Here is a 26,205-nt window from a genome sequence, read left to right as displayed (position 1 = left end):
AACTGCGAAGCATCGGCCAGCTCTGGCACCTCCAGCAGGTACTGGATATCCCGCGCTGAGGTGCTGGGGCTGCTTCCCGGCGCGATCGTCGTCGGCGGACCGACTGCTGCCCAGAACAAACCACAGGGCCATGCCGCGGATCAGGCGCACGAGGTGGAGAGCCAGCGGTAGTGGCGCACCGTCCGGCAGCATCTGGAGTCACATCGGCGAGACCGCTCGGTAACCCCTGCTAAAGCACAAGCCGGTCCGACTTACTGCGACCCTGCTCAGTGCACGACGGTGATGGGTGACGCGTGAGGTGAACGTCTGCGGCGTACTTGTGGCGGAACTGCCGCCAAACGGCAAAGCCGCAGGTCGCAGGCCGGTTGCAGATTTCCTGCAAAACCGTCGGCTCTCCGGTTGACGGTTGGGGTCGGAGCCGGCCGGCCCGACCAGCTCCGGCTGGGCACGCACGACCGCGACGTTGTGGCAATCATCACCTGTGCGAGGGCAACGGCGAGCTCACCTACGGAGCGCTGTCGCTTGTGACCTTTGGATCGTCGCAAGCCGCTGGGACGGGCGCTGGTGGAGTCGATGCCGTCGTCTCAGGTGATGGTGCGAGCAGTTGCTGGTCTCAATGGCGCGCAGGCAGGCGAGGCAGTGCGGGTGGTTCGCCAGCGGCAGTCAGGTCTTTACAAGACTTAGTGCAACGTTGTAGAACCGACGATGGTTGTTCGTTCCCTGCTCCACCCGCAACTGATTCCGCGATGACAGAGGTGTGACCAGTCGGCACCCGCTCCAGGGCGACTCCGCTCAGGACCGGCCGGCCAGACATCGGCGAAGGCCCGAGAAGGGTGAGGAGTAGCAGATGAGGTATCGGCGACCGCAATGGCGCAATGCCCTGATCCTGTTGTCGGCGGCCAGTTGCGCACTGGCCTTGACACCGGCTCCGAGCTTCGCCGACGACGTCCCGGTCGTGCTGCAGGTGAAGACCAATCAGCGCATCGGTTCGGCGTCGCCGTTCCTCGCCGGTGCGAACAACGACCAGTTCTGGAACAACTCACACGGCCTGTGGGATCCGGCGGCGAACGCCCCTGATCCCGCAGTGGTCGACAAGACGCGCCGGGCCAACATCGGCATGGTCCGTTTCCCGGGTGGAACTCCAGCGGCACTCTACGACTGGAAGAGCGCGATCGGGCCGGCGAACCAGCGCGCGTGCCAGACCCCCGGGCAGCCCAATGGCGGTCCAGGTCCGGTCGACGGCAGCTTCGGACCGGACGAGTACATGAAGTTCGTCGAGGCGACGGGTGCCCGGCCCGACATCATGACGCCGATGATCAACGAGACACCCTCGGACGCCGCGGACTGGGTCGAGTACATGAACGCTCCGCTCGGCACGAATCCGCGTGGTGGCACGGCCTGGGCGCAGATACGGGCGGAGAATGGCCACCCGGCGCCGTACGGGGTCAGGAGTTGGGAGATCGGGAACGAGCCCGATCGCTCCGCACAGACGTACTGGCGGAGCACCGACCCGACGACCAACCTGCGGGAGTACGCCTTCGGCGGCACCGAACCGCAGGTCGGCCAGAACCTGCAGCGTGGCTGCGACCGCCGGCCCGCGGCGTCGAAGAGCGACGGCAGGGCCAACCAGCAGTTGAAGGTCTACTACCCGCCGGTGGTGCCGGACAGCCAGACGATCTACGTGGGCGGCACGGCGTGGACCGCGGTGGCGGACCTCGGCTCGGCCGGCCCCTCCGACAGGGTGTACGAGTTCGATCCGAAGACCGGAACGGTCCACTTCGGCGACGGCATCCACGGAGCGGTCCCAGCAAAGCAGGCCGTCGTCACGGCCGACTACACGCCCGAACGCAAGCCGGGGTTCGTCGACTTCTACGCCGAGATGAAGAAGGCCGACCCGTCCATCGACGTCTGCGCGACCTGGGCGCCGATCAACAAGGAATCCGGGCTCGGCGTGGCCTCGTTCGCCCAGGTGATGAGGCAGTCAGGACTCGCGGACAACTACGACTGCCTGGTCGTCCACCCGTACACCAACTTCAGAAACGTCTTCGGTGACGGCGACTGGAAGACCGCACAGGAGGGGCACGACGAGTACTTCCTGGGCGAGAAGCAGGCCACGGACCTGGTCGCGAACCTCATCTCCGACGTCCGGACCAACGGATCCGGTCGGCAGTACGTCGCGACCTCGGAGTACGGCGCGCTGTGGTTCGGCGCGATGAACGACATCTCCGCCTACCCGCACTGGGACACCGCGATGTCGCACGCGCTGTACATGGCCTCCCAATGGACCGCCTTCTCCCAGCTCAACCTGCCCTGGGCGATGGGCAACACGCTGATCGGCGACACCCCGACCACGCTGCGGTCCGTCCTCGGTGGGCTGCCCGACCTCGTCTACACGGCGGACGCGGTCATGCGTGAACAGTTCAAGCCTCTGGTCGACGGCGGCGGTACGACTGTCGCGACCACTGTGAGGAACAATCCGCAGGTCACCCCGGAGGCCACGGAGGATGCCCGGTTCGGTACCTACGGCGCGCTGGCCACCACGGCCGCGGTCGGCGATGACGGCGTACTCCGTGTCGCGGTCGTCAATCGGGACGCCGGCCGGGCCGTGACCGCCGAGGTCGTGCCAGCCGGCTACGCACACGGCGACCTGGCAGCTGTCAGCACGGTGGCCGGGCAGGAGTTCACCAGCTACAACTCCGTTGGCGACCCCGATGCCGTTCAGATCCAACGCGGCCGGATGAGCTTGGGCAGCACCGCGTTCCGCTACACATTCCCGGCCCACTCCACGACGATCATCGAGCTTCACCCAGCACGGTAACCGCGCGACACCCCGACGGGCTGGCCCCGCCACCGTAGGTGGTGGGGCCGACTCACTGCTGGGGCCCGCTGGGGCCCTGGCGAGCGGGCCCTCTTGGTTGAAGCGTCACTGCCAGATGCGGATGTAGTCGACGTACATCGTGGAGTGCCAGTCCAATGGCGCGTCGTGGATGTCGCCTTGGGCGTAGGAGATGATCTCGTTGGATGCGATCGGGAACTCCTTCACCTGGCTGATCAGTGCTGGATCGGTGATTGTCCGTACCACGTCACCGTCGTAGCCGAAGGTCATGGTGGTGGGCGTCCAGTCGAGCGTGAAGGTGTGGTACCACGTGCCGTCGTGGAGTCCAGGCGCGGTCACGACCGTGTTGGACTGCCGATGGTCGGCGCCGTAGCCGTCCCAGTGCACGGTGACCCCGAACTTGTCGTCGGTGCTGAAGGTTTCGACTATGTCGATCTCCTCCCCGTCGCGAGCAGTGCCATCGACGACGCCGCCGGGGGTGAGTCCGTTGGCAGCTTGGAGCCAAGCTGCCGCGAGGTGACCGATCGTGGGTGGGACATGGATGGCGTACTCGATCGTGCCGAAGGTGAAGTCGAACTTGCCCTGGCTGTCCACTCGGGAACCACCGTACGCATCGGTCCCAAGCTGGCTGATGCCCAACTCCAGAGCTCCACCGCCGACATGGACGTTGGCCGACTTGTACCAGTAGTCGACACCGTGATTGCCCGGGCTGCGATGTTGCTCGACCGCATTCCACTTCGACGTGTCAAGTGACCTTCCGGTGAACTCGTCGCTGAACACCAGCGAGCGCCCTGTTCCCCCGATCGACGGGCGCGCATTACGCGGTGTCGCCGGATCGACCAGTGTCGGACGGTGGAATACGCTGCGCACGGTCTCCGCCCGCGCCGATCCGGTGTCAGTGACAGAACTGGCTACTGCCGCGCCAATGCAGATTCCTGCCGTGCGAAGAAGCGAGCGGCGCCGCATGGATCCATCAGTCATACGGAACTCCAAGTTTCGTCGGCAAAAGCTGAGCGGAACATGAACCGAGACTGGCTGGGTAACCGATGGACGAAGGCTATCGATTTTGTCGAGAGTAATCGACGGACTGCCGAACATCTCACATGCTGCTGCACTTCGGCCGCGTTCGGCCGCCACAGGTTGAGGTTTGCGGCAAAGGTGACCGCCGCCGGCACAAAGCTCCGTGGCGCGGCAGTCAAAAGGCCGATATTGCTTACGATCAGAAGAGGGCGACGGGATTCCAGTCTGGAAGGTTGGTGGGGCCGTGATCGCGGCGTGCATCCCGCCTGATGGCACCGAGCCTGATTTCAGTGAATGGCACGACTTTGCTCATACCTTTTAGCCATCCAGAGTTTTATGCCACGAGGAACTGCACCAGGCCTCGGCCACGTGCAGAGTTCTGATCACCGTGATCCACCAACGTCTGAGTCCGTCAGCACAGACGGCGACTGCCACGTTGCGTCAGAGAGACCGTTGGGCGGCCTTGCGTGCCGGTGTAGGTGCCGTCGAAATCCTCGAGGAGGTCCGGCCACGCTCGGGCGTCGGTGAGCTCAACCCTGCGGGCCACCTCGCGGACGCTACACCAGAGTCCACCGCACCCCTACCGTCTCGCCAGCCCGGATTTCACCAGCGCTGTCTGTATTGCATCCACCGCCCTCTTCAACGCGGTCACGTCCGCAGTTGGCGACGCGCCGATCACCTGCTGGGACACCGGGGTATTTCCGAAGAACCCGAGGGTCCTGCTGGAGCCAGCGGAATCGTGGAACTTGAAGGTGAAGGAGTTGTTCTGGTGGATCATCCCTGGGGCGGCGAGGACATCCTTGTTCGTCGCCTCCGGCGCGTAGTTGATGCCGAGGATCCCCGTGGCCGTGTTGTTGATGGACACGCCGCGGAACAGTTTCGACGGGGCGACCTTCGACCCCAGTTGCACGACGTTGCCGTGCACAAGGGCGTTGATGTTCGCCCGGTCGCGCAGGAACACACCGGTGGGCAGGGTGGAGTTGACGGAGGCGTCCCACGGGTCGATCACGAGATTGTTCGCGATCACGACGCCTCTGTTGGTGTGGTAGGCGTTGATCCCGAAGCTGGACGGCTCCACCACGATGTTGTCGGTGATCACCATGCCGGACGTGTAGTACACCATGATCCCGGCGGCGTTCGTGGAACCGATCTTCCCGTGGCCGTGGACGTAGTTCCCGGAGATGATCCCGGTCGCCCCGTCGACCAGCGCCCCGACGGCCGTCCCAGCCCCCACGACCTTGATCCCGACCTCCTTGGTGCCGTTGGTGACGCCGGACACGACGACGTTGCCCCGGACCACCATCGCCTTGCAGGCGTACGTCTCGACGTTGTTTTCGTTCCCGCCGGCCACCAGGGCGATGCCGTTCAGGCAGCCGTACACGTAGTTGTCGGCGATGACCAGGTTGATCCCGCCATGGGAGTCGATCCCTTCCCAGGCGACGTTGAGGACCTGGTTGCGGGAGACCAACCCCCCTTCGGACAGCGGCTCGGCGGCGATTGTGACGTTCTCGATCCGGTTGATCGTGATGCCGTAGCAGTCGACGTTGCTGCCGGTCAGGCGGACGTCGTCGATGTAGTTGTCAGTGACCTTGCACCGGTTCACCGAGAAGAAGTGCACCCCCGCATAGCCCATGGTGAGGATCTTGCAGCCCCGCACGGTGATCCGCTCGCCGAGCCTGCACGACACCCCGAACGACCAGCCGGAGATGGTGCACCCCTCCACCAGCACGTCACCAACCCGGGACGTGGCCGAGTTGCCCTGCAGGTGGATCGCCCGCCGGTTTCCGCCGTAATTGGTGGCGCCGGGGCCGGTGAACCGCACCTCGCGGATGACGGTGCCAGACGCTCCCGAGGTCAGGGAGAAGCCGTACGCGTTCGTCGCGACCTGGACGATCTCGCCGCCCTCGATGTGGAACGGCTTGGACAGCGTCAACGTGCCGCTGATCTTGCACGTGGTGCCGTGCGGGAACAGGATCCACGTGTTCGCCGGCGCCGCGGTGAACATCGCCTGCAACGCGGCTGTGTCATCGGCCGTACCATCGCCGACCACGCCGTGGTCCTTCACGTTCCACACCAACGAGTCGACCTGCACACTGCCACCCGTGTCCGATGGCGGCGCGTCCAACAGGTCGTCGTACGACCCCGTGGTGGCGACTGCCGCCAGCCCCGTCACCTCCCCGGTCGCGTGGCTGTGCGTCTGCGGCGGGAACGTGGCGGGTTTGCCGGCGATCTGGGTGGAGTCGAGCGTCCAGTCGCGGCCCACCCGGTCGCCGGCCACCGAGCCGGAGGTCAGATCCACCAGGTCTATCGTCGGCTTTCCTGTGGCCGGGTCCACGGGGGCGCCCATCGGTGCCGACACCGACGCGATCGTGTCGTCCACGCCGTCGCCGATGACGTGGACGGTGTAGGCCCAGCCGGTCGGGTCAAGCTCAGGGTTGTCGGTGGACAGGACTTCCAGTTCCCACTGGCCCGTGAACTTGTCCGCCCTCGTCGAGACCGTCACGTGGTACAGGAATACCTGATCTGCAGGGACACGGATCCGCACCGGGTCCGCCGTGAACTGCACATCAACTTCAAGCGGGTTCCCAACCATGTCAAGGATCCGGCCACGGATCACGGTCGTGTACGCGTTGGGGGGCAGCGCCATCAGATCCTCCCGGGCATGACAGCCAGCCTCCGTGGTGGCGCAAGAAGCGCGTCCGCGGCTGGAAGCTCAACCGTGCATCAAATGTAGTCCTTGCATACCGACGGGAAAGCCTTCGACCAGAGCGGGATCGATCCCGGTCTGCTCGGCGGCAATCGGCGATACGGTCCAGCAGCCGAGAAGCGTGCCGATGTCGATGTCCCGCCGCTCAACGGACAGTTTGAGACACCAGGTGAGTACAGACACGAGTCGCCGGCCGCCGACCTTCGCTCTGCTCCTCTTCCACCGCGGGGCCCTGGTGATCTCCGTCGCCATTGACGCGCACGGATCGCATGCAGGGAGCAAGCAGCCTTCGAGCAATACGACAGATGGCGTTACTCGGTTCACCGAGAACCTGCGCAGGCACACTCCGAGCGAGCACTTCTTCGACCTGACGAGCCATCGCACGTGTCCAGGCTCAGATGCAGATCGTCGTCCCCGCGGAATGCTGCACCTGCTGGCTTGGGGTTGCACCCGACCGCCCCTCGCTGCCGCCGCCGAGGACCTGGTGGCGCTCGGCGCGGAGGTCCCGGGCGACATCGACCTGGCCGGTATGGATGACGCCGGCCCGTTCGGCATCCTCCACCTGACCGCCGTCGCGGCGATCCTGCCTCGGCCGAGATGGGCCGCCAGGCAGCAGACCTGCTCCATACGCGCATCACCGGCCGCGAGTCCCTCGGCGACCCACGGCACGTCATCCTGCCGATCGGCATCCGAACCAGGAACTCATCCCAAGGTCGCCTTCGGCTGGTGACGAGCACATAGAACTCGCACCTACGCGCTGGTTCCGGTCACTTCGTCCCGGCGCCAGTACGACCTGGCCCCACTGACCGCGGCGCACCGGGGTTGTTCCGGATCATGCCGTGAGCTTCTCGCCTCTGTGGCGGTCCAGGCGGGTATGAGGCATCACTCTTGCAGCACCACATACCTCTGACCACGCCGCGGGAGGGCGGAGCCGAGCCGTAAATCCGTCCGCTCAGCTGGATCCGGAATCACGTCGGCCCGGCCACCAAGAAGGGTGGCCGGGCCGATGCGTGTTGTCGTACTGGTCAGGAGGCGTCCGGGGCGACCAGGGTCGGTAGCTCGTCCTCGAACATGTCCGCGAAGGTCAGCGACGGCAGGATCTTGCCCTGCGGGCGTGCCGAGTCGGCGATGCCGGCGGCCCAGGTGGCGGAGCGCAGCCGCTGGTTCGGTGTGCCGTGGTGGCCGTCGTTGTCGAAGGCGCAGTCACCGACCTCGAAGAAGGTCTTCTCGGCCTGCAGTACCCGCTTGGTGTTGAGGGAGAGCCCGCGGGCGTGGGTGGCGAAGTAGGTGCCGAACGCGTCGGCCATCAGTTCGGTACGCCGGGTCGCTTCGGGCCCGGTCAGCGGGGAGTCCATCAGGTTGTCCTCGAACTGCACGTGGTGGCCGAACTCGTGACCCATCACCGCGCGCGGTCCGACGTCGCCGATGCCCATCGCGTTGAGAGCGTCGACGATGCCGTCACCGAAGATCAGCTTGTCGGGAACACCCTTGACCAGCGGGTCGGGGTCGCCCTCGGCGGTGAACGCGAACGCGTTCAGCGTGAACAGCGGGTTGTTGCCGTTGTCGAACATGCCGCTGTTGACCGCGGCGGCGATGTCCTTGGCGCGCGCGTCCGCGACAGCGGGGGAGAAGCCGAACCCGGGGATCGGCAGCTGAAGGACGCGGGAGACAGCCGCGGCGTCACCCATGATGCTGCCGTGCATCGACATCAGCTGGATGTCGCCGGACTGGATGTCCCAGAACCGCTTGACGTCCCGGAACGTGTGGGTCAGCTCGGTCCCGTAGTCGGCGCGGAGGGCGTAGCGCGGGTCGGCGGTGGTGCCGTACAGCAGTGCGTCGTACGTCGGGATGTCGAGCATCTCGAGGTGACGGACGAGGAAGGCGTACTCCTCGTCGGACATACCGTTGATCAGGGCGCTGACGTAGGCGTCGAGGTCGGTCGGTCCGCACTGGTAGTCGCCGGGGTCGATGGCCCGCTCGACGGCCGCGCGTGCTGGGGACCGGTCGATCCCGAACCGGTCGGCGGCCTCGCCGCTACGGGCCAGCGCGGTGCGGGTGGCGGCAGGCGCCACAGCGGCTGCCGGTGCGGCGGTGTCGACGGCGGCGCCGGTGCCAACGCCCGTGCCGGCGACAGCAGCCGTGGCTGAACCGATCGTGAGGACGATGCTTGCGCCGAAGGCGGCGAGGAAGCGTGGTGACTGCTTCAAGGGGGGTCTCCTTCGTACTGGCGCGGCGACATGCGGCCGGAAAACGAAGGAACCCGAAGCGCTGGGTCTCTCAACGCGAAGAACCCCCCGTGCAGCCGGCCCTGAGGACCTGTTGATCCTTCGGGTCGTGCGCGAACCAGATAGTGCATCGCATCCGGAGCATTTGGCAAGAGTTCCGCTCGAACCGGACGCCGGCCAGGTCAAGCGGCTAAGCCGACCTCGGCCACGCACCGTGTCAGAGCGGCTACATCGCGCGTTGCCCGCTGGTTCTGACGCCGCTGTATTGCGATTGGGTGAAGGTCCGGCCCCGACCTGCGTGTGTTCTGCATCCCCGGGTACGTCGCGCATCCACCCGACGCGCAACGTCTCCGACGCCGGCCACCGGCCGGTAAGAGAAGGGAGCAGTCCCCGCGCAGGACAAGGCAAAGCTCAGCCGTCGTACGTTCCTCTACGCCTCCGCGGCCTCCGCCGGCGCGGCGATGCTCGGGGCGTGTTCCGGTAGCCGAACCTCGTCGAGCGACACCGGCAGCGACGCCGGCAACGACTCCGGTGGTGCGGCCGCGGCGCCCAAGGGCTCTGCGACCAAGCCGCTCAGCGCCCCCGCCAAGCTCAAGGAGGCGCCGATGCGGGTGGTCCACGGATGCCCGTGGCCCGCTCCGGTAGGGGCACGCTCGCGAAGTTCACCACCCCTGACGACAACACTCTGGTGCTGACCTTCGACGCACCCGCGCCACTGACCGCGGACCGGATCGCCATGTGGGTCAACGGCACCGTGAGGAACGGGCCGAAGTGGATGGCGCCCAGCCACTACGCCAAGCAGTTCCACCCCAAGTACAACAAGGACGTGCCCAAGGACTGGGCTTCGGCGGGCGGCCTGTTCGAGACGAAGGTCTACTGGTCGCGCAACCCGATGTGCCCGACCATGACCGGCTGGAAGCTGGAGTCGCTGCAAGAGGGCCGCCTGACAACTCTCGAGCGCAACCCGTACTACTACGACGCTGTCATGCCCAACGGCGACCAGCTTCCCTATGCGGACACGGTCAAGGTCCTGCTCTGGGACGGCGGCTCGGGCACCGGCTCGATCTTCTTCCTGAACTACGACCACAAGGACGAGAAGTTCCGCAAGCTCGTCCGCGAACCCAAGTTCCGCCAGGCGCTGTCACTGGGCGTGGACAGGAAAGAGATCCAGAAGGCTATCTACTTCAACACCGGAGAAATCACCACCGGGACGATGAGCCCGAAGGCCATCGAGTTCCATGTCGACGACAAGGGCAAGCAGGTCTACAAGAACTGGCGTGACGCCTACGTCAAGCACGACCCCGAGGCCTCAGCCACGCCAAGCTCCAGAACGTGCCGAAGAAGGAGAACCTCAGGCAGGGTGGCTTCGCGAACCCGTGGATCCACCCGACCCCGGCGGTCTACGACCCCGAGGCGTACTACTGGGAAGACCCCGGCAAGCACCGATAGCCTCGCCCGACAGGTTCTGTGACCGGTCGGGCTACGCTGGCCCGACCGGTCACGGCGAAAGCGACCTGGCGCCGTCGACGGAGATGTTCCCTTCCTGGAGGTTCGATGGCACTCGAGGCCCGCGCCTTCTGGGTGGTCTCTGCCGGGAAGGGTGAGATCCGGCCGGTCACGCTGCCCGAGCCCGGTCCGGGTGAGGTCGTCGTCCGCACGCTGTGGAGTGGCGTCAGCCGGGGCACCGAGAGGACCGTCTTCGGCGGCCGGGTTCCGCCGAGCCAGTACGACGTGATGCGGGCGCCGTTCCAAGAAGGCGACTTCCCTGCCCCGGTCAAGTACGGATATCTCAACGTGGGCGTCGTCGAGCGCGGCCCGGCAGCGCTCGCCGGCAGGGCCGTCTTCTGCCTCTATCCGCACCAGACCCGGTACGTCGTGCCCGTCGAGGCGGTGACCGTCATCCCGGACTCCGTTCCCGTGGAGCGCGCCGTGCTCGCCGGAACCGTCGAGACGGCTGTCAACGCGGCCTGGGACGCGGCGCCGATGGTCGGTGACCGGATCGCCGTCATAGGGGCCGGGATGGTCGGCTGCTGTGTCGCCCGGCTGCTCGCCGGCTATCCCGGGGTCCGCGTACAGCTCGTCGACACCGACCCGGCCCGCGCATCGGTCGCCGCCCGGTTGGGCGTGGAGTTCGTCCCGCCCGACCGGGCAAGCGGTGGTTGCGATCTCGCGATCCACGCCAGCGGGACCGAGGCAGGACTCGTCCGGGCGCTGGAACTCCTCGCGCCCGAGGGTGAGGTCGTCGACCTCAGCTGGTACGGCGACCAGCGGGTCAGCCTTCCGCTGGGTGAGTTCTTCCACTCGCGCCGCCTCGCCGTACGCAGCAGCCAGGTCGGCATGGTGTCGCCGGCCCGGCGCGGCCGGCGCAGCTTCGCCGACCGGCTCGCGCTGGCGCTCGACCTGCTTGCCGACCCGGCGTACGACGCGCTGATCACCGGCCAGAGCAGCTTCGAGGACCTGCCGACCGTGATGCCGCGGCTTGCCGACGGAACGCTCCCGGCCCTGTGCCACCGGATCAGTTACGGTGCCACCGAGCCAGTCGCGCCAGTCGAGCCGGTCGCCGAGCCACGTATGGAGAGCCCGTCGAACCGAGAAGGATCCGGACGCACATGAACCCGAACGCCGCAGACCCGAGCTCGTCCGTCCTGCCCCTGGACACGACGGTCGACGCCCGCGAGCGGGGTGCGCGCGTGGCCGTCCTTCCGATCGGCAGCTTCGAACAGCACGGGCCGTTCCTGCCGCTGGTCACCGACACGCTCGTCGCGGCCGCGATCACCAATGAGGTCGCGCGTACGTATCCGGTGTTTCCCCTGCCCCCGTTGACGATCTCGTGCTCGCACGAGCACGCCGCCTGGCCCGGCACGGTGAGCATCTCGGCGGCAACGCTGTATGCCGTCGTCCGCGACATCGCCGAGTCTCTCCGCCGGTCGGGGATCAGCAAGCTCGTGGTGGTCAACGGCCACGGCGGCAACTACGTCCTCGCCAACGTGGTCCAGGAGGCGGGTGGCACCATGGCGCTGTTCCCAGGACTCCAGGATTGGGAGTCCGCCCGGGCCGCCGCCGGGCTCGAGACCTCCCTCGACTCCGACATGCACGCGGGGGAGCTGGAGACCTCCATCCTGCTGTACACGGATCCGGAAATCGTCAGGCCTGGTTACGAATCAGCCGACCTGGTGGCCGACGATCGACCTCATCTGCTCACCATGGGCGTGGCCGGCTACTCCGAGTCGGGAGTCGTCGGTCGTCCGTCGTTGGCGTCGGCGCGTAAGGGGAAAGCCGTGCTTGACAGCCTCGTCACGTCGTTCGGTGACTACCTGGCGCTGCTCGACTCCTGAGCGCCGAGCCCTGGTGCTCGACGTCACCACGTCGCCGCAAAATCCTGCTGCGGTGGTGGCGGCACGGCTGGTTGACTGTGGGCCGTGGTGACAGGCAACAACATCGACGCGTACCTGATCTGCGGTACGCCGCGGACCGGAAGCACGCTGCTGTGCAGCCTGCTGCGCGACACCGGGATCGCCGGTCGGCCGGAGTCCTACTTCCGGCTGCCGGACGAGCAGTCCTGGGCGGACCGCTGGCACCTGCCCCGCGACGACCACGGGTCGTTCGACTACCGCGACTTTGTACGGGCGGCGATCGCGGATGGAAGTACCCCCAACGGCATCTTCGCTGCCCGGGTGATGTGGGGAACGTTGGAGGAGATGGTCGCCAAGCTCGGCGCCGCGCATTCTGATCTTCGGCCCACAGGCGCCGACCTCGACCTTCTGACCCGAGCCTTCGGCCGCGTCCGCTTCGTCCATTGCCGGCGTGAGGACACGGTGGCACAGGCCGTGTCATGGGCGCGCGCCGAACAGACTCGCTACTGGCAGCACGGCGACGCTGCCCTGCCCGACCACGAGCCCCGCTTCGACTTCGAGCAGATCCACAACCTCGTCCAGACCATCGAAGAACACAACGCCGCCTGGCGAAACTGGTTCACGAGGTTCGACGTCCAACCGCACACCGTGCGCTATGAAGACCTCACCACCGACATCGACCGTGTCACCAGCGGCCTCCTCGACTTTCTCGGGCTGGAACTCCCGGCAGGGCACGCGTTCGTCCCCCGTCACCGCCGGCAGGCCGACCAGCTCAACCACGACTGGATCCTCCGCTATCACGCCCTCGCCGGTCGGTGACCACAGTTCACCCAAGAAGGTGGGCACCTCGGCACCAGGTCAGCGGTCAGGCCCGGCGGCGGACGAAGAGCACGACGACGCCGGGGAGACAGGCGATGAGGGTGAGTACGCCGTACGCGACGGAGATGGCCACGCCCTGGCCGGCACCGAGGCCGACGGCTCCGGAAGCCAATGCAAGGAAGGCTTCCCGAGGTCCCCAGCCGCCGACGTTGACGGGCAGGCCCATCACCATCAACGCCAGCACGAAGATCGGGAGCAGCTGGGCGAGCGGCACCGACGACTCCGAGACCCGGGCGGCGACCACGAACATGCAGACGTGCCCGACGAGGGTCGCGACCGACAGTGCGAGGACGGCCGGCCAGGTGCGCTTCGACAGCAGGCCGACCCGTGCGTCGGTCGCCGCGGTTCGTAGGGCCCGGCGCCAGGCCGAGGTCGACGATCCCCTCCGCGCCCAGGCGGCGAACGCCAGCAGGACGCCGAGCAGGCCGAGCAGACCGAGGAGGACGAGAGCGATCCACCAACCCGACAGGGGAGAGGCACCCGTCGCGGCCGCCAGGATCCCCGGCTGGGTGAGGAGGATGCTGATGCCGCAGGCCACCAGCACGACCTGACCGGCGGCGCGCTCGAGGATCACCGCCCGCACTCCCCGGCCCAGGTCGCCGGACTGCCGCCCATGGCTGACCGCCCGGTGGACGTCACCGAGGACACCGGCGGGCAGCACCGAGTTGAGCAGGATGGCCCGATAGCAGTCGGCGACGGCCTGCCGCAACGACAGCGACAGTCCGAGACTGCGCGCGACGACGCACCATCGCCAGGCGCCGAAGACCGTTGTGCACATGCCGATCCCGAGGGCGGCGAACACCGACCAGACGTCGACCACGTGGAAGCCGGCGACGAACGGTCCGGTGCCGAGTCGCCAGACGAGGACCGCCAGGATGCCGACACCCACGAGCGGGCGGAGCCAGGTCCACAGCCGCCGTCCGGCCGACGCGATCGGCCGCCGCGGCGGGGAGCCGGGTGACGGAGACCGCCGCGGCGGAGTGCCCGGCGGCGATCCCTCCGTCCCGGGCGGGACCGGCGCGAGCTGGGGCGTCATGGTGACGGCACGGCGAGCAGGTCGGCGTGGTGGACCGTGACGTGCAGGTTGCCGGCGGCGCAGGAGGCGAGCCGCGCGGCGACGTACGCCTCGGCACTCGGGATCAGGTCCGGCCGCTGCGCGCAGGCCGCCTCGACCCAGCCGCGGAGCCATTCCTCGGCGAGCGGTGCCTGGTCCGGACCGAGCCGCCACGGGCTCGGCTCGCGGCGTACGACGGCACCGCGACGCTCGAACGCCTCGACGGTGGCGGCGACGGCGTCGGGTCCCAGCAACCGGCGGCCACCGACGGAGCGCCGTTGGTGGTCGTCGAAGGCGGCGGCGAGCTCGCCGTCAAGCGGATCGGCAGGATCGAGTTCGACCGAGCCCGTCACGGACAGCGTGAACAGGGCGGCGCAGCCGGCACCCACGCAGACGTCGGCGAGCCGGTCGATCTCGTCGGCCGTGAGCAGGTCGAGCAGCGCCGACGCGGTCACCAGGGACGTACCCGCGAGCTCGGCAGACCCCAGTGCGGTGAGATCGCCGACGTACGGCTCGACGGTCAGCGGAACGCCGTCGGCGTCGGTCCCGGTGACCCGCGCCGCCGCGTGGGCGAGCAGGTCGGCGTCGTAGTCGTGCAGGATCCAGTGCTGTGGACCAGGCAGCCGGCTCGCCAGCCACCGGGGCAGCGCTCCGGTCCCGCAGCCGAGGTCACGGATCACGAGCCGGTCGACCTCGGCCAGCCGCTCACTCAAAGCATCGGCCAGGACCGAGGCGCGGGCGGCGGCGTCGGCGCACTCCCGCAGGGCGAGCCACTCCGGAGCGACCTTCGACTGCCCGGCCGTGCTCAGCCGGGCTCCCCAGCGAGCAGTTCCAGGACGTGGGCCATCCGCCGCGAGGTCGCCTGCCACGTCGACAGGATGCCACGGGACTGCCGGGCCGAGGACCGAAGGCGTTGCCGAAGGGCCGGATCACCGAGCCAGCGGTGGAGCGCGGAGGCGAGTGCCGGTACGTCGCCGGGCGGGACGAGGAGCCCGGGGATCCCACCATCGGGTGCCTGCCCCAGCGTCGAGGAGACGCCACCCACGTCGGCCGCGACGACGGGAATGCCGCGCGCCAGGGCCTCGGTCACCACCATGCCGTACGTCTCCATCCGGGACGGGACGATCACCAGGTCCGCCGCCGCGTAGGTGGCCGCGAGCCGATCGCCGGTCCGCGGCCCTTCGAGGCGTACCTGCTGGTGGAGGTCGTGGCTCGCGATCGACCCGCGCACCGTCGCGACCTGGGTGGGATCGCGGTGCAGCGGGCCCACGCACTCGCACGTCCAGGAGGTGTCGCCGCTCGAGCCGAGGGACGCGAGCGCCTCGACGAGGAGATCCTGGCCCTTGGTCCGCGTGATCGCGCCGACGCACAGCAACCGCGACCGCCCGTCGGTACCACGCGCCGGCGGCGCGGGATCGGTTCCCGGAGTGACGACCTGGATCCGGCTCGTGGCGATCCCGTGGTGGTCGGCCAGGTGACGCGCGGTCCACGGACTTGTCGCGACGACGAGCCGCGTCGCGTGCAGGGCCTGTCGTTCCAGGGCGTCGAGCTCGGCCGCTCGCCGCGGAGGCAGGCCGGCCTCGGATCCGAGCGGAAGGTGCACGAGCATCGCGAGCCGGAGCCGGTTCGCCTGTATGGCAAGGAGGTCGGGCACCGCGCAGCCGACAAGTCCGTCGAGGAGGACGGCGACCCCGTCCGGCAAGGCGGCCAACCGTCGAGCCAGGCCGTCGCGCGCTTCCTGGTCCGGGTCGGGCCATGCTCCAGGGGCGGCGAGCTCCTTGACGGACCAGCCGGCGGTTGCCGGATCTTCCAGACCCCGGCAGATCCGGCGGTCGTAGATGTTGCCTCCGCTGGGCGAGGTCGGGTCGTCGATGTCGCCCGGCAGGACGACGAAGACCGTCCTACGCATGGCGCCTCGCCGCGGTCATGGCAGACGTGGCAGCGCGGTCACAGGGAGCGCTCGTAGCTCGCCCAGGCCACATGCGACTCGCGCAGGGTGACCGCGATCCCGCCGAGACCGCGGGCGTTCGCGCCGAGCGCACCGGCGCCGACCCGCTCGGCGAGCCGGTCGGCGATGACCTTGGCCAGGAACTCCGTGGACGTGTTGATCCCGGCGAAATCGGGTACGTCGTCGAGATTGCGGTAGTTGAGAGCGCTCAGGACGTCGCCGAGTTCCTTGGTGGCAAGGCCGATGTCGACGACGATGTTGTCCTCGTCCAGCGTGGGACGCCGAAACGTCGCGTCCACGACAAAGGTGGCGCCGTGCAGCCGTTGCGCCGGTCCGAAGACCTCCCCGGCGAAGCTGTGCGCGACCATCAGGTGATCGCGGACCGTGATGCTGAACACCAGTCGACCTCCGGGCACTCGACACACTCGACCTTGACTTTGAACCATCTCACCGGTTACGTCGTGTCCCTCGTCAGAGGGGGTGCGGATCGGCACCTGATCGGTCCGTACGACGACATATCAGGCGAGCGACAGGGGCCGGGATGGATGACCAACCCAGCGGGCGTGACGACGTCGCGGAGTCCACTCTCGTCACCCGCCGCGGCACGTTCCGTGCCGTGGCGTTCCGGGACCGCCCCGGCGGACACGAGCACCTGGCGCTCGTCTTCGGCCCGCCGGTCGTGCGGGAGAACGTCCTCGTCCGCGTGCACTCGGAGTGCCTGACCGGCGACGTGTTCGGTGCGACGCGCTGCGAGTGCGGCGGCCAACTCGAGGCGTCCCTCGACGCGATCGTGGCGGCGGGCAGCGGGATCCTGATCTACCTTCGCGGACACGAGGGGCGTGGGATCGGCCTCGTCGCGAAGGTGCGTACCCACATCCTGCAGGACGAACAGGGGATGGACACCGTCGACTCGGCCACCGCCCTGGGGTTGCCCGTGGACACCCGTGACTACGGCGCGGCGGCCTGGCTGCTGAACCACCTCGGCGTGCGGTCGATCCGGCTCCTGTCGAACAACCCCGACAAGATCAGGTCCATCGAGAGCCTCGGCATCGACGTCGTCGCCCGGGTTCCTCTGCTCGTACCAGCCGACGACGACAACCTGCGCTACCTCACGGCCAAGCGAGACCGGCTCGGACACGATCTCCCGCAGCTCGACGGGTTCGTCGGGTCCGCGAATCGACCAGGACGGTAGAAGATCGAGATGGACGATGTCGGTGTCACGCGGCGGTACGCCGGCGCGCGGGCGAGCCATGCGGGCACGCCGACCCGGGCGTTCCGCCGGGATCTCGCCGTGGCGGGCATGGCCGAGATCGCGGGGCTCGTCCTGCTGTGGCTCTATCCCGGACTCGGTCTCGTGGGCTGGCTCGCGGGGCTCGGCTTCACCCTCGGCGCAGCGGGATTCCTGGTCGCCGGGTTCGGCCGAACGCCCAGCCGTACGTGGACGCCCGCCGACCGGGTGACCCTCACCCGTCTGGTCCTCATCGGCGGGGTGACGGCGCTCGTCGCCGACCGGCTGGGTGCACCCGCGCCGGCCGTGATGATCGGCATCGCCTCTGTCGCCCTGGTGCTCGACTCCGTCGACGGCAAGGTCGCCCGCCGGACCGGAACCGTGACGGAGTTCGGTGCGCGCTTCGACATGGAGGCGGACGCCTTCCTCATCATGGTTCTCAGCGTCTTCGTCGCCAGGTCCGCCGGTGCGTGGGTGCTGGCGATCGGGGCCATGCGGTACGCCTACGTGGCAGCAGGGTGGGTGCTGCCCTGGCTGCGTTCGTCCGTACCACCGAAATACGCCCGCAAGGTCGTGGCGGCCATCCAGGGCGTCACCCTCGTCGTGGTGAGCGCCCACCTCCTTCCCGAGCCGGTCGAGGTGGGGGTCGTGGCCGGGTCGCTGATCCTGCTCGGTTGGTCGTTCGGCGACTGCGTCTGGTGGCAGTGGCAGCACGGAAGGTCGTGAGGGAGGACCTCGGAATGTCGATCTTCGCGCGCGCTCGGCGGGCCCTCGGCTGGACTACCAGCGCGCTCGCCGCCCTGCTGGTGCTCGGCTGTCTGCTGCTGCCGAGACACCTCACGGAGCTGCGGCCGATTACGTTCGTACGCATCCCGTTGGAGGGAATCTTCGTTGCCGCCGTCCTGCTCGCGCTGCCGAGGAGGGCACGGCGGGTCACCGCGGTGCTGGCGGGCGTGGGCCTTGGTCTGCTGACGCTGGTGAAGCTCCTGGACATGGGCTTCGACGCCGTTCTGCAGCGGTCCTTCAACCCGGTACTCGACTGGAGCCTGTTCGCCGACGCGGACGACTTCCTGAGGGACTCGGTAGGCCGGGCCGGTGCGGTCGGCGCCGTGGTCGCGGCGGTGCTCGTCGCCCTCGTCATCCCCGCCGTCCTGGCGCTGGCGATGGTGCGGCTCGGCGAGCTCATGGCCCGTCACCGGACGGCCGCGACCCGTACGACGCTGGTCGCCGGCACCGCCTGGATGGTCTGCCTGACGGCGGGGATTCAGGTCATGGGCGCGCCGGTCGCGTCCGACAGTGCCGCCGCGCTCGTCCACAGCCGCGCCCACCTGGTCGTGGCGACGATGCGGGACGAGCAGGCGTTCGCCAGGGAGGCGAGCGTCGACTCCTACGCCGCCCACACCCCGCCGGACCGGATGCTCACCGCGTTGCGGGGCAAGGACGTCATCTTCGCGTTCGTCGAGAGCTACGGCCGGGTCGCGGTCGAGGACCCGCAGATGTCACCGCGGGTCGACGCCACGCTCGCGGAGGGCACCAGGCGGTTGCGGGCCGCCGGGTTCTCCTCCCGGAGCGCCTTCCTCACCTCGCCGACGACCGGAGCCGACAGCTGGCTGGCCCACTCCACCTTCATGTCCGGACTGTGGATCAACAACCAGCAGCGCTTCCGTACGGTCACCGCCTCCAGCGACCGACTCACCCTCACCGGCGCCTTCCAGCGCACCGGGGCCTGGCGTGATGTCGGCGTCCTGCCGGGAACGACCCGCGCCTGGCCGGAGGGGAAGTTCTACCACCTCGACAAGATCTACGACGCGAAGTCGCTGGGATACAAGGGTCCGGCGTTCAGTTGGTCGACGATGCCCGACCAGTACACCCTGTCCGCCTTCGAACGTCTCGAGCACGGCAAGAAGCACCGCAAGCCGTTGATGGCCGAGGTCGTCCTGACGTCCAGCCACAATCCGTGGTCTCCGCTGCCCAGGATGGTCGGCTGGGACGAGGTGGGAGACGGCTCGATCTACGACGCCATCCACAAGGCCGGCAAGGATCCCGAGCAGGTGTGGAAGAACCCGGACCAGGTACGCACCGAGTACGCGCGCTCGATCGACTACTCGCTGAACAGCCTCGTCACCTACGTGGAGAATTACGGCGACGACAACACCGTGCTCGTGTTCCTCGGTGACCACCAGCCCAACCCCACGGTCACCCGGCACGCGTCCAACCGAGACGTACCGATCGCGATCGTCGCCCGCGACCCGGCCGTGCTGAAGCGGATCTCCCGCTGGGGTTGGCAAGCCGGGCTCGACCCGAGCCCGACGGCTCCGGTCTGGCGGATGGACACCTTCCGCAACAGGTTCCTGAGCGCCTACGGATCCGGAGTCGGTACCAGGCCTGGTACCACGCCGGCACGGCTGTCCCACTGACGGTCTACCGGTTCGAGTGCGCGGGGAGTGTGGGCAAGAATGAGCCCGCTGTCTCGAAACCTGCGTACTGGAGGTGCAGCCGATGACGACAGGGCCGCGGAAGGCAACCGACGAGCAGGTCTCAGGCGGCGACGGGACCGAGCGGCCTCGGCTCACTCCCGCGCAGCGGCTCCACCTCGACGTGTACGGCTTCGTGCTCCTGGAGAACGTCCTTACCCAGCACGAGGTCGCACGCATGAAGGACGCCCTCTACCGACTGAAGGCGGAGCCGGATCTGTCGGCCCGCGGTGTGTATGTGAACAGTCGCAGTGCGCACTTCCTCAGCATCGGTCACCTGGTGGAGTACGACCAGGCACTGCTGGACTACGCGGCGCACCCGGCGCTGGTTCCGCTCGTCGAGGAGCTCGTCGGCGGGCGGGTACGCCTGGAGGAGTCCGAAGCGATCATCAACCGCCGTGACCCCGACGCGCCGGCCGAGTCCGGGCCGGTCCCGGGCTCGAAGAAACGGGTGGAGCCGCTCGGATTCCACACCGGCGTCCGTCACGGTTGGGGGACCTACCACGCCGACCATCACTTCCACTGCCTGTTCGCGAAGACGCTGGCGTACCTCACCGATGTCGGTCCCGACGACGGGGGTACGGCGGTGATTCCGGGCAGCCATCGACTCGGCTGGCCACAGCAGGACATCATCGACGCGGCTCGCGAGGACGAACGGCTCGTCCACCAGGTCGAGGCGACCGCGGGGTCGGTGCTGCTCTTCGCCGAGTCTCTCGTCCACAGCAGCACCGCCGTTCGCAGCGACCGGGAGCGAGCGGTGATGATCTGTGGGTACACACCCCCGATGATGCGCGAGTGGCCCGGCAACGAGCCCAGCCCCGAGTTCGTCGCATCGCTCCCGGACCACCTGCGCCCCTTGCTGGGCGGGGGCGACAGCTGGCCATGGGACCGCTGAACAGGCCCGCCCCCTTTGCCCGGTTTGAGAGGTCGTGCGCGGACGGCTAATCTGCGGCCTCGTGCGTCTCCGAAGGAAGTCAGTCAGCATCACGGTCGGCGACCGCGCCCTGGAAGATCTCCACGTCCGGGCGGCGACCCAGCGTGGTCGCGCGGTCGCCGCGGAGTCGCGCGACTGGCTGCTGGTGAAGTCGGTGATGCGGCCCGGGGAGCGGCCGCGTGCGCGAGTCGCGGTGCGCTTCCCGCACGAGGGGAACGCCGCGGGCTTCGCCTTCGTCACCGACCAACGCGTCATCTTCGAGTCCCGTGAGCGCGTGACCGCGGTGGCGCTCCCGTACGTCGTCTTCGCCGGCCGGCCGACCGAGCCCAGCCTCGGTGACTTCGCCGTCACCGCGAGGACGCCCGGCGGGCCCTCGGGCGGTGAGCTCACCACGACGATGCGGATCCGTGACGCGGAGGCGTTCCACGACTTCTTCCCCACGCTGCTGGACGCGGCCCGGGCCATGGGTGCCCTGCCCGAGGTCGACACAAGCTGGGGAGACGAGGTGCAGCGACCAGTCGCGCCAGGCGGAACCGAGCCACGCGGAGTCGAGCCACGCGGAGCCGAGCCACGCGGAGTCGAGCCACGCGGAGTCGAGCCACGCAGGGCCGCGTCACGCGAAGCCGCGCCACGCAGGGCCGAGACCGCCGATCCGCTGCCGACCGAGGTGGTCGACCGTGCGCTCGCGACGTTCATGGAGGACGACGAGCGGATCGGGTTCGCCGCCGAACTGGTGTGCAGTGCCGGTGGCGAGGTCACGGTGCTGGTCACCCAGCGCCGGCTCGTGGTCGTCGAGAGCCGACTGATCTGGGCGACGCCGCTCGAGCGCACGAAGGTGGCCGAGACCGGCGGGAGCGACCCCGAGGTGTGCCTGCTGGCCGAGACCGTCACCGACTCTCTGGTGCTCGGTGGTGGTCTCGCGTCCATCGATCCCGGCAAGCGGTGGTTGACGCTGCGGTCGGAAGCCGACCCGGCCGCCTGCGAAGACCTGCACGCACACCTGCGTGCTGGTGGTGCCGGCCAGGTCGAGGCCTGGCCGGCAGCCGAGTGACCGACGTGGGTGCGGCGTTCAGTCCTGCGGGTTGAAGAAGAAGCCGAGGGCGAACGACCAGGCGAGGTGCCACACGTAGACGCCGAGGACGAGCTTCCAGCCGAGGTTGAGCGACATGAAGCCCGCGTGCAGAGCCGGGAACTGCGAAGGGATCCACCACAGGCAACTCAACGTCGCCAGGAACATACCCATGGCGACTCCGCGGGCGACGTTGCGTGCGGTCGTCAGGGTCTTGCCCATCAGCGGGAAGATCAGCAGGGCGTAGCCGAGTGCGAACACCATGCCGTTGAAAGTGTGGAAGATGTGCCCCTCGAACCACTGCGGCGCAGCGGCCATCTTGGGCATGAGGATGGAGCCGTTGAAGTAGGCGAAGTCCAGCTTCGGCAGGCCGATGCCGGGCAGCCAGTAGCCGATCATGTCGGCGATGTGGAGGGCCGCGAAGCCCGCCACGAGTCCGCCGACGAGCCGGTGGTTGTTGACGTACTGCGGCCAGTGCAGTCCGGCCGTCCGGTGCTGGACCACCGGCATCGCCGATTCGGGCTCTGGTATCTGCCGGGCCGCCAGGTCCTCGCGGGTCGCCATGTGGCCTGCCGTGTACGACTGGTGCGTAGAGATGATGATCTCCTTGGTCGCCCAGGGCAGGGACGTCCCCCGCTCGAACCTCGCCGACCCTGGGTGGAAGGGCGTTATGTCCGGTATTGGATACTCCATCGCGCACGGCCACGCAAACTGCCGCGCTGCGCGTGTCCCCGAGATCGCGCCAGAAGGGCCGAGGTACGGAACACTGCCTTGCGTACTCCCCGTCGAGAGGAGAGCCCGGTGACCGAGACCTACCGTGACCCCGACCGTTCCGTCGACGAACGGGTGGCGGACCTCCTGGTGCGGATGACGTTGCCGGAGAAGGCCGGGCTGATGTTCCAGCCCATGGTGGCGATGGGTCCCGGCGGCCGGCTGGCGGAGGCCAACGAGGCGTTCGGCTTGCCGAGCACGCTGCACCTGGTCGCCGACCAGTTCCTCAACCACTTCAACCTGCTGGGCTCGGTGACCGACCCGCGGCAGGTGGCGGAGTGGCACAACCGGCTGCAGGAGGCCGCCCGCCGGACGCGGCTCGGCATTCCGGTCTCGCTGTCGACGGATCCGCGCCACCACTTCACCGAGAACGTCGGTACGGCCTTCAGGGCAACGGCGTTCAGCCAGTGGCCCGAGACGCTCGGCCTCGCCGCGCTGCGTTCGCCCGAACTGGTGGAGGAGTTCGCCGACGTCGCTCGCCGGGAGTACACCGCGGTCGGCTTCCGCGTCGCCCTCCACCCGCAGGTCGACCTGGCCACCGAACCCCGCTGGGTACGCGCGTCCGGCACCTTCGGAGAGGACGCCGACCTGTCCGGCGAACTCGTCGCCGCGTACGTCAGAGGCTTCCAGGGCGCGGAGCTCGGCCCCGGCAGCGTCTCCACGATGACCAAGCACTTCCCCGGCGGCGGGCCGCAGTTGGACGGGGAGGATCCGCACTTCGCCTACGGGCGCGAGCAGGTCTATCCGGGCGGCAACTTCGACTACCACCTCGAGCCGTTCCTGGCGGCGCTGGCAGCCGGCACCTCACAGGTCATGCCGTACTACGGCATGCCGGTCGGCACGGAGTACGAGGAGGTCGGGTTCGCGTTCAACCAGGGCGTCATCACCGGCATCCTGCGCGAACGGCTCGGCTTCGACGGCATCGTGTGCACCGACTGGGGACTGGTCACCGACGCCGAGATCATGGGCCAGCCGATGCCCGCCCGCGCCTGGGGATGTGAGCACCTGAGCGAGCTCGAACGGGTGGTGAAGATCGTCGAGGCGGGGTGCGACCAGTTCGGTGGCGAGAGCCGCCCGGAGCTCGTGGTCGAGGCCGTCGAGAAGGGGCTGGTGAGCGTCGACCGGATCGACGTGTCCGTACGTCGGCTGCTGCGGGAGAAGTTCCTGCTCGGACTGTTCGACGACCCGTTGGTGGACGTCGACGCGGTGGCGGGTGTCGTCGGCAGGCCGGACTTCGTCGCGAGAGGCGAGGACGTGCAGCGGCGTTCGGTCACCGTGCTGACCAACAGGGAGTACATCCTTCCGCTGCGTAAGGGAATCAGGCTGTACGTCGAGGGGATGGACGCCGAGGTCGTCACGCCGTTCGCGACCGTTGTCGACACCCCGGCGGACGCGGACGTGGCGCTGCTTCGGTTGGGTACGCCGTTCGAGCCGCGTCCCGGTGGCTTCGAGGCGATGTTCCATGCCGGGTCGCTGGAGTTCGGCGAGGCCGAGAAGGCGCGGCAGGCTGCTGTGTTCGCCGCGGTGCCGACCGTTGTGGACATCCACCTCGAGCGTGCGGCGGTGATCCCGGAGGTCGCCGACCAGGCGGCGGCTGTCGTCGCCACGTACGGCACGAACGCGCGGGCCCTGCTCGACGTGCTCTTCGGCGACGTCAAGCCCGAGGGCCGGCTGCCCTTCGACCTGCCCTCGTCGATGCGGGCAGTGGAGGACAGCCGCAGTGACGTGGCTTTCGACACCGCCGAGCCGCTCTTCCGGTTCGGCCACGGGCTCAGCCTCTGACTCACGCCGCGTCGCGTCCCTTGGCGGTGTCGTAGTGCCCGATGTTGTCGAGATACTGACCGGCCAGCTCGCGGACGGGCCGCCCTCCGACCATTGGCTGTTGGACGACCAGATGCCCGCCCAGCACGGCGTTGTCCCGCGGATCGTAGTAGGCGAACAGCGTCTCCATGTTCGACACAGTGAACGTGAAGATCCGGCGTTGGTCCTTGAGCCTGTTGGTGGACGGCAGCGGACGGACGATCCAGGCTGTGCCGGCGTCCTGACGCCGCCCGGCCAACGTCGCGGTGATGTACAGCCGTAGGACGGATCGGGTTGCGGCGCCAAAGGGCAACTGCTGAAGCTCGTGGAGTGCCCTGCGCCCATCCTCTCGCTTCTTGGCGGCGCGCTCCTGCTTGGTGGCCATGAGTCGTCCCCTCTTGGCGATCAAGATCAGCCTATGCGGCCGGCCGTACGGGCCGAGAGCACCGTCAAGCTGTCCACGTGACGTCGCCCGGCTTCGGGAACTGCTTCGAGACGTCGTCCAGGACCAGCACCCAGTCGTTCCCCTCTTCGGGTGTCCCCGGCGGATCAAAGGCCTGTACGCCCTCGTTCGGAAGGCGGCCGACCTGCTCGCTACGCCCGTCCTTCGGGTGGTACCACCAGGCGTCCACCTGGCTCCCGGAGATGTGCCCCAGCTCCAGGGAGAACGTTCGCCCGGTGTAGACGTACGCGAACAGGTAGTCCTTCCCTCGGGTCGCGAGCACGCGGTCGTAACGGTGACCAGGATCGCCGTGAACGACCGTCGGGTCGTAGATCCGGTCGAAGTACGGTCGCGACAACATCAGGCGCTTCAGATTCTGCAGCTGCCCCGCACCGGGGTCGTCGATCGCTTCGGTCCAGTACTTCGTGACGCCGTAGCCGCCGACCGGGCCGTCCGAGGGCCTGTGCATCTGCATCACGCTTCCGTTGCCGTACGTGTGGCCGCAGGCGCCGGCGAAGACCGCCCAGTACGCGTATCGCCTGACGTCGTTGTCGTTCCAGAACGGCTCACTCGGGTCGTGGAGTCCCTGCGGGATCCCCTCGTAGCTGGGTTCGCCGTCCAGAGTGGGCTTCGGCGGGTGGAGCTTGTGGTCCTCGATCACGTGCTTCCAGTTGTCCTCGCCCTTCCACAGGGTGGGCAGGTCAATGCTGTCCACGTTCGTGGCCACCGCCGCGAACGACTGTGCGTAGGTGTGGTGTCCGGACTGGAACATGTTGAAGTCCAGCCAGGACGCATCGTGGAACCACGTGGACGAGGAGTATCGGCCGAACGGGTGGTAGGTCATCAGGTGATCCGGATCCGACTGCCTGAGGGACTCGCCCAGAGCTGTCCAGATCGACAGCCTCTGATGGGCCTTCGAGTCCCCGCCGTTCAGCCAGACGATGTTCGGCTTGTCCTTGTAGCGATTGGCGAGCCACGTGCCGTACCACGTTGCGCTGTCCTCGGTGAGAGCTCCGCTCGACACGACCGAGTTTGCTCCCCGGAACGACCTGAAGCTGGACCACGTTGAAGCCCTTCTCACGCCGGTCTGCGAAGTACTGCCGAAGCTCTCCCGGTGAGAGCTTGTGCAGCAACCAGGCGGTGTCGGCCAGCCAGAAGAAGGGCCGGCCGTTCTCGTGCTGGAAGAACCGCCCGTTCTTCGACACCGTCAGTGCGCCGTTGTCCCAGGGACTGCTCACGGTCGAGTTGATGTCGGCTCCTTCGACGGGTGTGGCGGCGGCAGCCCTTCCGCCGCCCAGACCGGCCACGGCGGCTCCCATGGCAGCGTTTCCCGCCAGCATCCGGCGACGACACCCCGGATCAGGCTTCGCACACGGCCGATGACCTGTATCGGCCTTGACCGGTGCTGACGGATTGGTATTGACAACCTTTAAGCCTGGACATTACGTTCCTGATGATCTTGCAT

At 68.1% G+C, this 26,205-nt stretch carries 23 protein-coding genes and 2 pseudogenes; 12 read left to right on the top strand and 13 right to left on the bottom strand.

Features of this window, described 5'->3' with window-relative positions:
- The first annotated feature begins 847 nt into the window (after positions 1-847).
- Positions 848-2,818 carry a hypothetical protein gene (locus F4554_RS25155; RefSeq protein WP_179789865.1) on the top strand — a complete coding sequence of 657 codons (1,971 nt, stop codon included), beginning with the start codon at positions 848-850 and terminating at the stop codon, positions 2,816-2,818.
- 105 nt (positions 2,819-2,923) lie between these two features.
- Here F4554_RS25155 and F4554_RS25150 read toward each other — a convergent pair whose 3' ends face one another.
- From F4554_RS25150 to F4554_RS25130, 5 genes are all read right to left on the bottom strand, one after another.
- Positions 2,924-3,817, bottom strand: a complete 894-nt coding sequence (locus F4554_RS25150; RefSeq protein WP_179789864.1) for a glycoside hydrolase family 16 protein — start codon at positions 3,815-3,817, stop codon at positions 2,924-2,926.
- A gap of 619 nt (positions 3,818-4,436) precedes the next feature.
- Positions 4,437-6,359 (bottom strand): right-handed parallel beta-helix repeat-containing protein, encoded by a 1,923-nt coding sequence (locus tag F4554_RS25145; protein WP_179789863.1) that lies wholly within the window; start codon positions 6,357-6,359, stop codon positions 4,437-4,439.
- A 210-nt stretch (positions 6,360-6,569) separates the two neighbouring features.
- On the bottom strand, positions 6,570-6,746 hold the full coding sequence (locus tag F4554_RS25140; RefSeq protein ID WP_179789862.1) for a hypothetical protein: 177 nt from the start codon (positions 6,744-6,746) through the stop codon (positions 6,570-6,572).
- A 211-nt stretch (positions 6,747-6,957) separates the two neighbouring features.
- Positions 6,958-7,125 carry a hypothetical protein gene (locus F4554_RS25135; protein ID WP_179789861.1) on the bottom strand — a complete coding sequence of 56 codons (168 nt, stop codon included), beginning with the start codon at positions 7,123-7,125 and terminating at the stop codon, positions 6,958-6,960.
- Between the two features lie 463 nt (positions 7,126-7,588).
- Positions 7,589-8,770, bottom strand: coding sequence for a neutral zinc metallopeptidase (locus F4554_RS25130; protein ID WP_179789860.1), 1,182 nt, complete (start codon positions 8,768-8,770; stop codon positions 7,589-7,591).
- A gap of 434 nt (positions 8,771-9,204) precedes the next feature.
- Between F4554_RS25130 and F4554_RS25125 the strand changes: the two are divergent.
- From F4554_RS25125 to F4554_RS25105, 5 genes and pseudogenes are all read left to right on the top strand, one after another.
- Positions 9,205-9,483, top strand: a pseudogene (locus F4554_RS25125) (ABC transporter substrate-binding protein); the annotation flags it as partial.
- Positions 9,411-10,259, top strand: coding sequence for an ABC transporter substrate-binding protein (locus F4554_RS25120; RefSeq protein WP_179789859.1), 849 nt, complete (start codon positions 9,411-9,413; stop codon positions 10,257-10,259). The pseudogene F4554_RS25125 and the gene F4554_RS25120, both read left to right, overlap by 73 nt.
- An 83-nt stretch (positions 10,260-10,342) precedes the next feature.
- Positions 10,343-11,401 (top strand): zinc-dependent alcohol dehydrogenase, encoded by a 1,059-nt coding sequence (locus tag F4554_RS25115; protein ID WP_202889458.1) that lies wholly within the window; start codon positions 10,343-10,345, stop codon positions 11,399-11,401.
- Positions 11,398-12,123: a creatininase family protein gene (locus F4554_RS25110; RefSeq protein WP_179789858.1), complete on the top strand. Its 726-nt coding sequence runs from the start codon at positions 11,398-11,400 to the stop codon at positions 12,121-12,123. Before F4554_RS25115 ends, F4554_RS25110 begins: the two co-directional genes overlap by 4 nt.
- Before the next feature lie 84 nt (positions 12,124-12,207).
- A complete protein-coding gene (locus tag F4554_RS25105; RefSeq protein WP_179789857.1) occupies positions 12,208-12,960 on the top strand; it encodes a Stf0 family sulfotransferase in 753 nt (250 codons plus the stop codon).
- A 46-nt stretch (positions 12,961-13,006) separates the two neighbouring features.
- Here F4554_RS25105 and F4554_RS25100 read toward each other — a convergent pair whose 3' ends face one another.
- From F4554_RS25100 to F4554_RS25085, 4 genes are read right to left on the bottom strand one after another with little or no spacing between them, the layout of a single operon-like run.
- Complete coding sequence (locus F4554_RS25100) at positions 13,007-14,056, bottom strand: lysylphosphatidylglycerol synthase transmembrane domain-containing protein (RefSeq protein WP_179789856.1); 1,050 nt, start codon at positions 14,054-14,056, stop codon at positions 13,007-13,009.
- Positions 14,053-14,943 carry a methyltransferase domain-containing protein gene (locus F4554_RS25095; RefSeq protein ID WP_202889457.1) on the bottom strand — a complete coding sequence of 297 codons (891 nt, stop codon included), beginning with the start codon at positions 14,941-14,943 and terminating at the stop codon, positions 14,053-14,055. The genes F4554_RS25100 and F4554_RS25095 overlap by 4 nt, the downstream gene beginning before the upstream one ends.
- Complete coding sequence (locus tag F4554_RS25090) at positions 14,880-15,983, bottom strand: glycosyltransferase family 4 protein (protein WP_179789855.1); 1,104 nt, start codon at positions 15,981-15,983, stop codon at positions 14,880-14,882. The genes F4554_RS25095 and F4554_RS25090 overlap by 64 nt, the downstream gene beginning before the upstream one ends.
- Before the next feature lie 38 nt (positions 15,984-16,021).
- Entirely contained in the window at positions 16,022-16,420 is a 399-nt protein-coding gene (locus F4554_RS25085) for a 6-carboxytetrahydropterin synthase (protein WP_179789854.1), read from the bottom strand.
- A 143-nt stretch (positions 16,421-16,563) separates the two neighbouring features.
- Between F4554_RS25085 and F4554_RS25080 the strand changes: the two genes are divergently transcribed.
- The 5 genes from F4554_RS25080 to F4554_RS25060 all read left to right on the top strand — a co-directional run bounded on the left by F4554_RS25080 (position 16,564) and on the right by F4554_RS25060 (position 21,709).
- The gene (locus tag F4554_RS25080; RefSeq protein WP_179789853.1) at positions 16,564-17,214 is read left to right on the top strand and encodes a GTP cyclohydrolase II; all 651 of its coding nucleotides are present in this window, start codon (positions 16,564-16,566) and stop codon (positions 17,212-17,214) included.
- Positions 17,215-17,223: 9 nt separating this feature from the next.
- Positions 17,224-17,976, top strand: a complete 753-nt coding sequence (locus F4554_RS25075) for a CDP-alcohol phosphatidyltransferase family protein (RefSeq protein ID WP_179789852.1) — start codon at positions 17,224-17,226, stop codon at positions 17,974-17,976.
- Positions 17,977-17,990: 14 nt separating this feature from the next.
- Positions 17,991-19,667 carry an alkaline phosphatase family protein gene (locus F4554_RS25070; protein ID WP_179789851.1) on the top strand — a complete coding sequence of 559 codons (1,677 nt, stop codon included), beginning with the start codon at positions 17,991-17,993 and terminating at the stop codon, positions 19,665-19,667.
- 82 nt (positions 19,668-19,749) lie between these two features.
- Positions 19,750-20,619 carry a phytanoyl-CoA dioxygenase family protein gene (locus tag F4554_RS25065; RefSeq protein WP_179789850.1) on the top strand — a complete coding sequence of 290 codons (870 nt, stop codon included), beginning with the start codon at positions 19,750-19,752 and terminating at the stop codon, positions 20,617-20,619.
- 61 nt (positions 20,620-20,680) lie between these two features.
- Positions 20,681-21,709, top strand: coding sequence for a hypothetical protein (locus F4554_RS25060; protein WP_179789849.1), 1,029 nt, complete (start codon positions 20,681-20,683; stop codon positions 21,707-21,709).
- A gap of 18 nt (positions 21,710-21,727) precedes the next feature.
- Here F4554_RS25060 and F4554_RS25055 read toward each other — a convergent pair whose 3' ends face one another.
- Positions 21,728-22,420 carry a hypothetical protein gene (locus tag F4554_RS25055; RefSeq protein WP_179789848.1) on the bottom strand — a complete coding sequence of 231 codons (693 nt, stop codon included), beginning with the start codon at positions 22,418-22,420 and terminating at the stop codon, positions 21,728-21,730.
- 108 nt (positions 22,421-22,528) lie between these two features.
- Here F4554_RS25055 and F4554_RS25050 point away from each other — a divergent pair, with 108 nt between their 5' ends.
- On the top strand, positions 22,529-24,280 hold the full coding sequence (locus F4554_RS25050; protein WP_202889456.1) for a glycoside hydrolase family 3 N-terminal domain-containing protein: 1,752 nt from the start codon (positions 22,529-22,531) through the stop codon (positions 24,278-24,280).
- Position 24,281: 1 nt separating this feature from the next.
- On the opposite strand, the gene F4554_RS25045 is transcribed toward F4554_RS25050, so the two are convergent.
- The 3 genes and pseudogenes from F4554_RS25045 to F4554_RS34130 all read right to left on the bottom strand — a co-directional run.
- On the bottom strand, positions 24,282-24,683 hold the full coding sequence (locus F4554_RS25045; RefSeq protein WP_179789847.1) for a hypothetical protein: 402 nt from the start codon (positions 24,681-24,683) through the stop codon (positions 24,282-24,284).
- Between the two features lie 64 nt (positions 24,684-24,747).
- Positions 24,748-25,764, bottom strand: a complete 1,017-nt coding sequence (locus tag F4554_RS33820; protein ID WP_202889455.1) for an apiosidase-like domain-containing protein — start codon at positions 25,762-25,764, stop codon at positions 24,748-24,750.
- Between the two features lie 19 nt (positions 25,765-25,783).
- Positions 25,784-26,059: pseudogene (locus F4554_RS34130) on the bottom strand (apiosidase-like domain-containing protein); the annotation flags it as partial.
- Positions 26,060-26,205: the final 146 nt, after the last annotated feature.

The sequence above is a fragment of the Actinopolymorpha rutila genome (assembly GCF_013407855.1).
Lineage (GTDB): Bacteria > Actinomycetota > Actinomycetes > Propionibacteriales > Actinopolymorphaceae > Actinopolymorpha > Actinopolymorpha rutila.
This window is presented reverse-complemented; position numbering and strand designations above follow the sequence as displayed.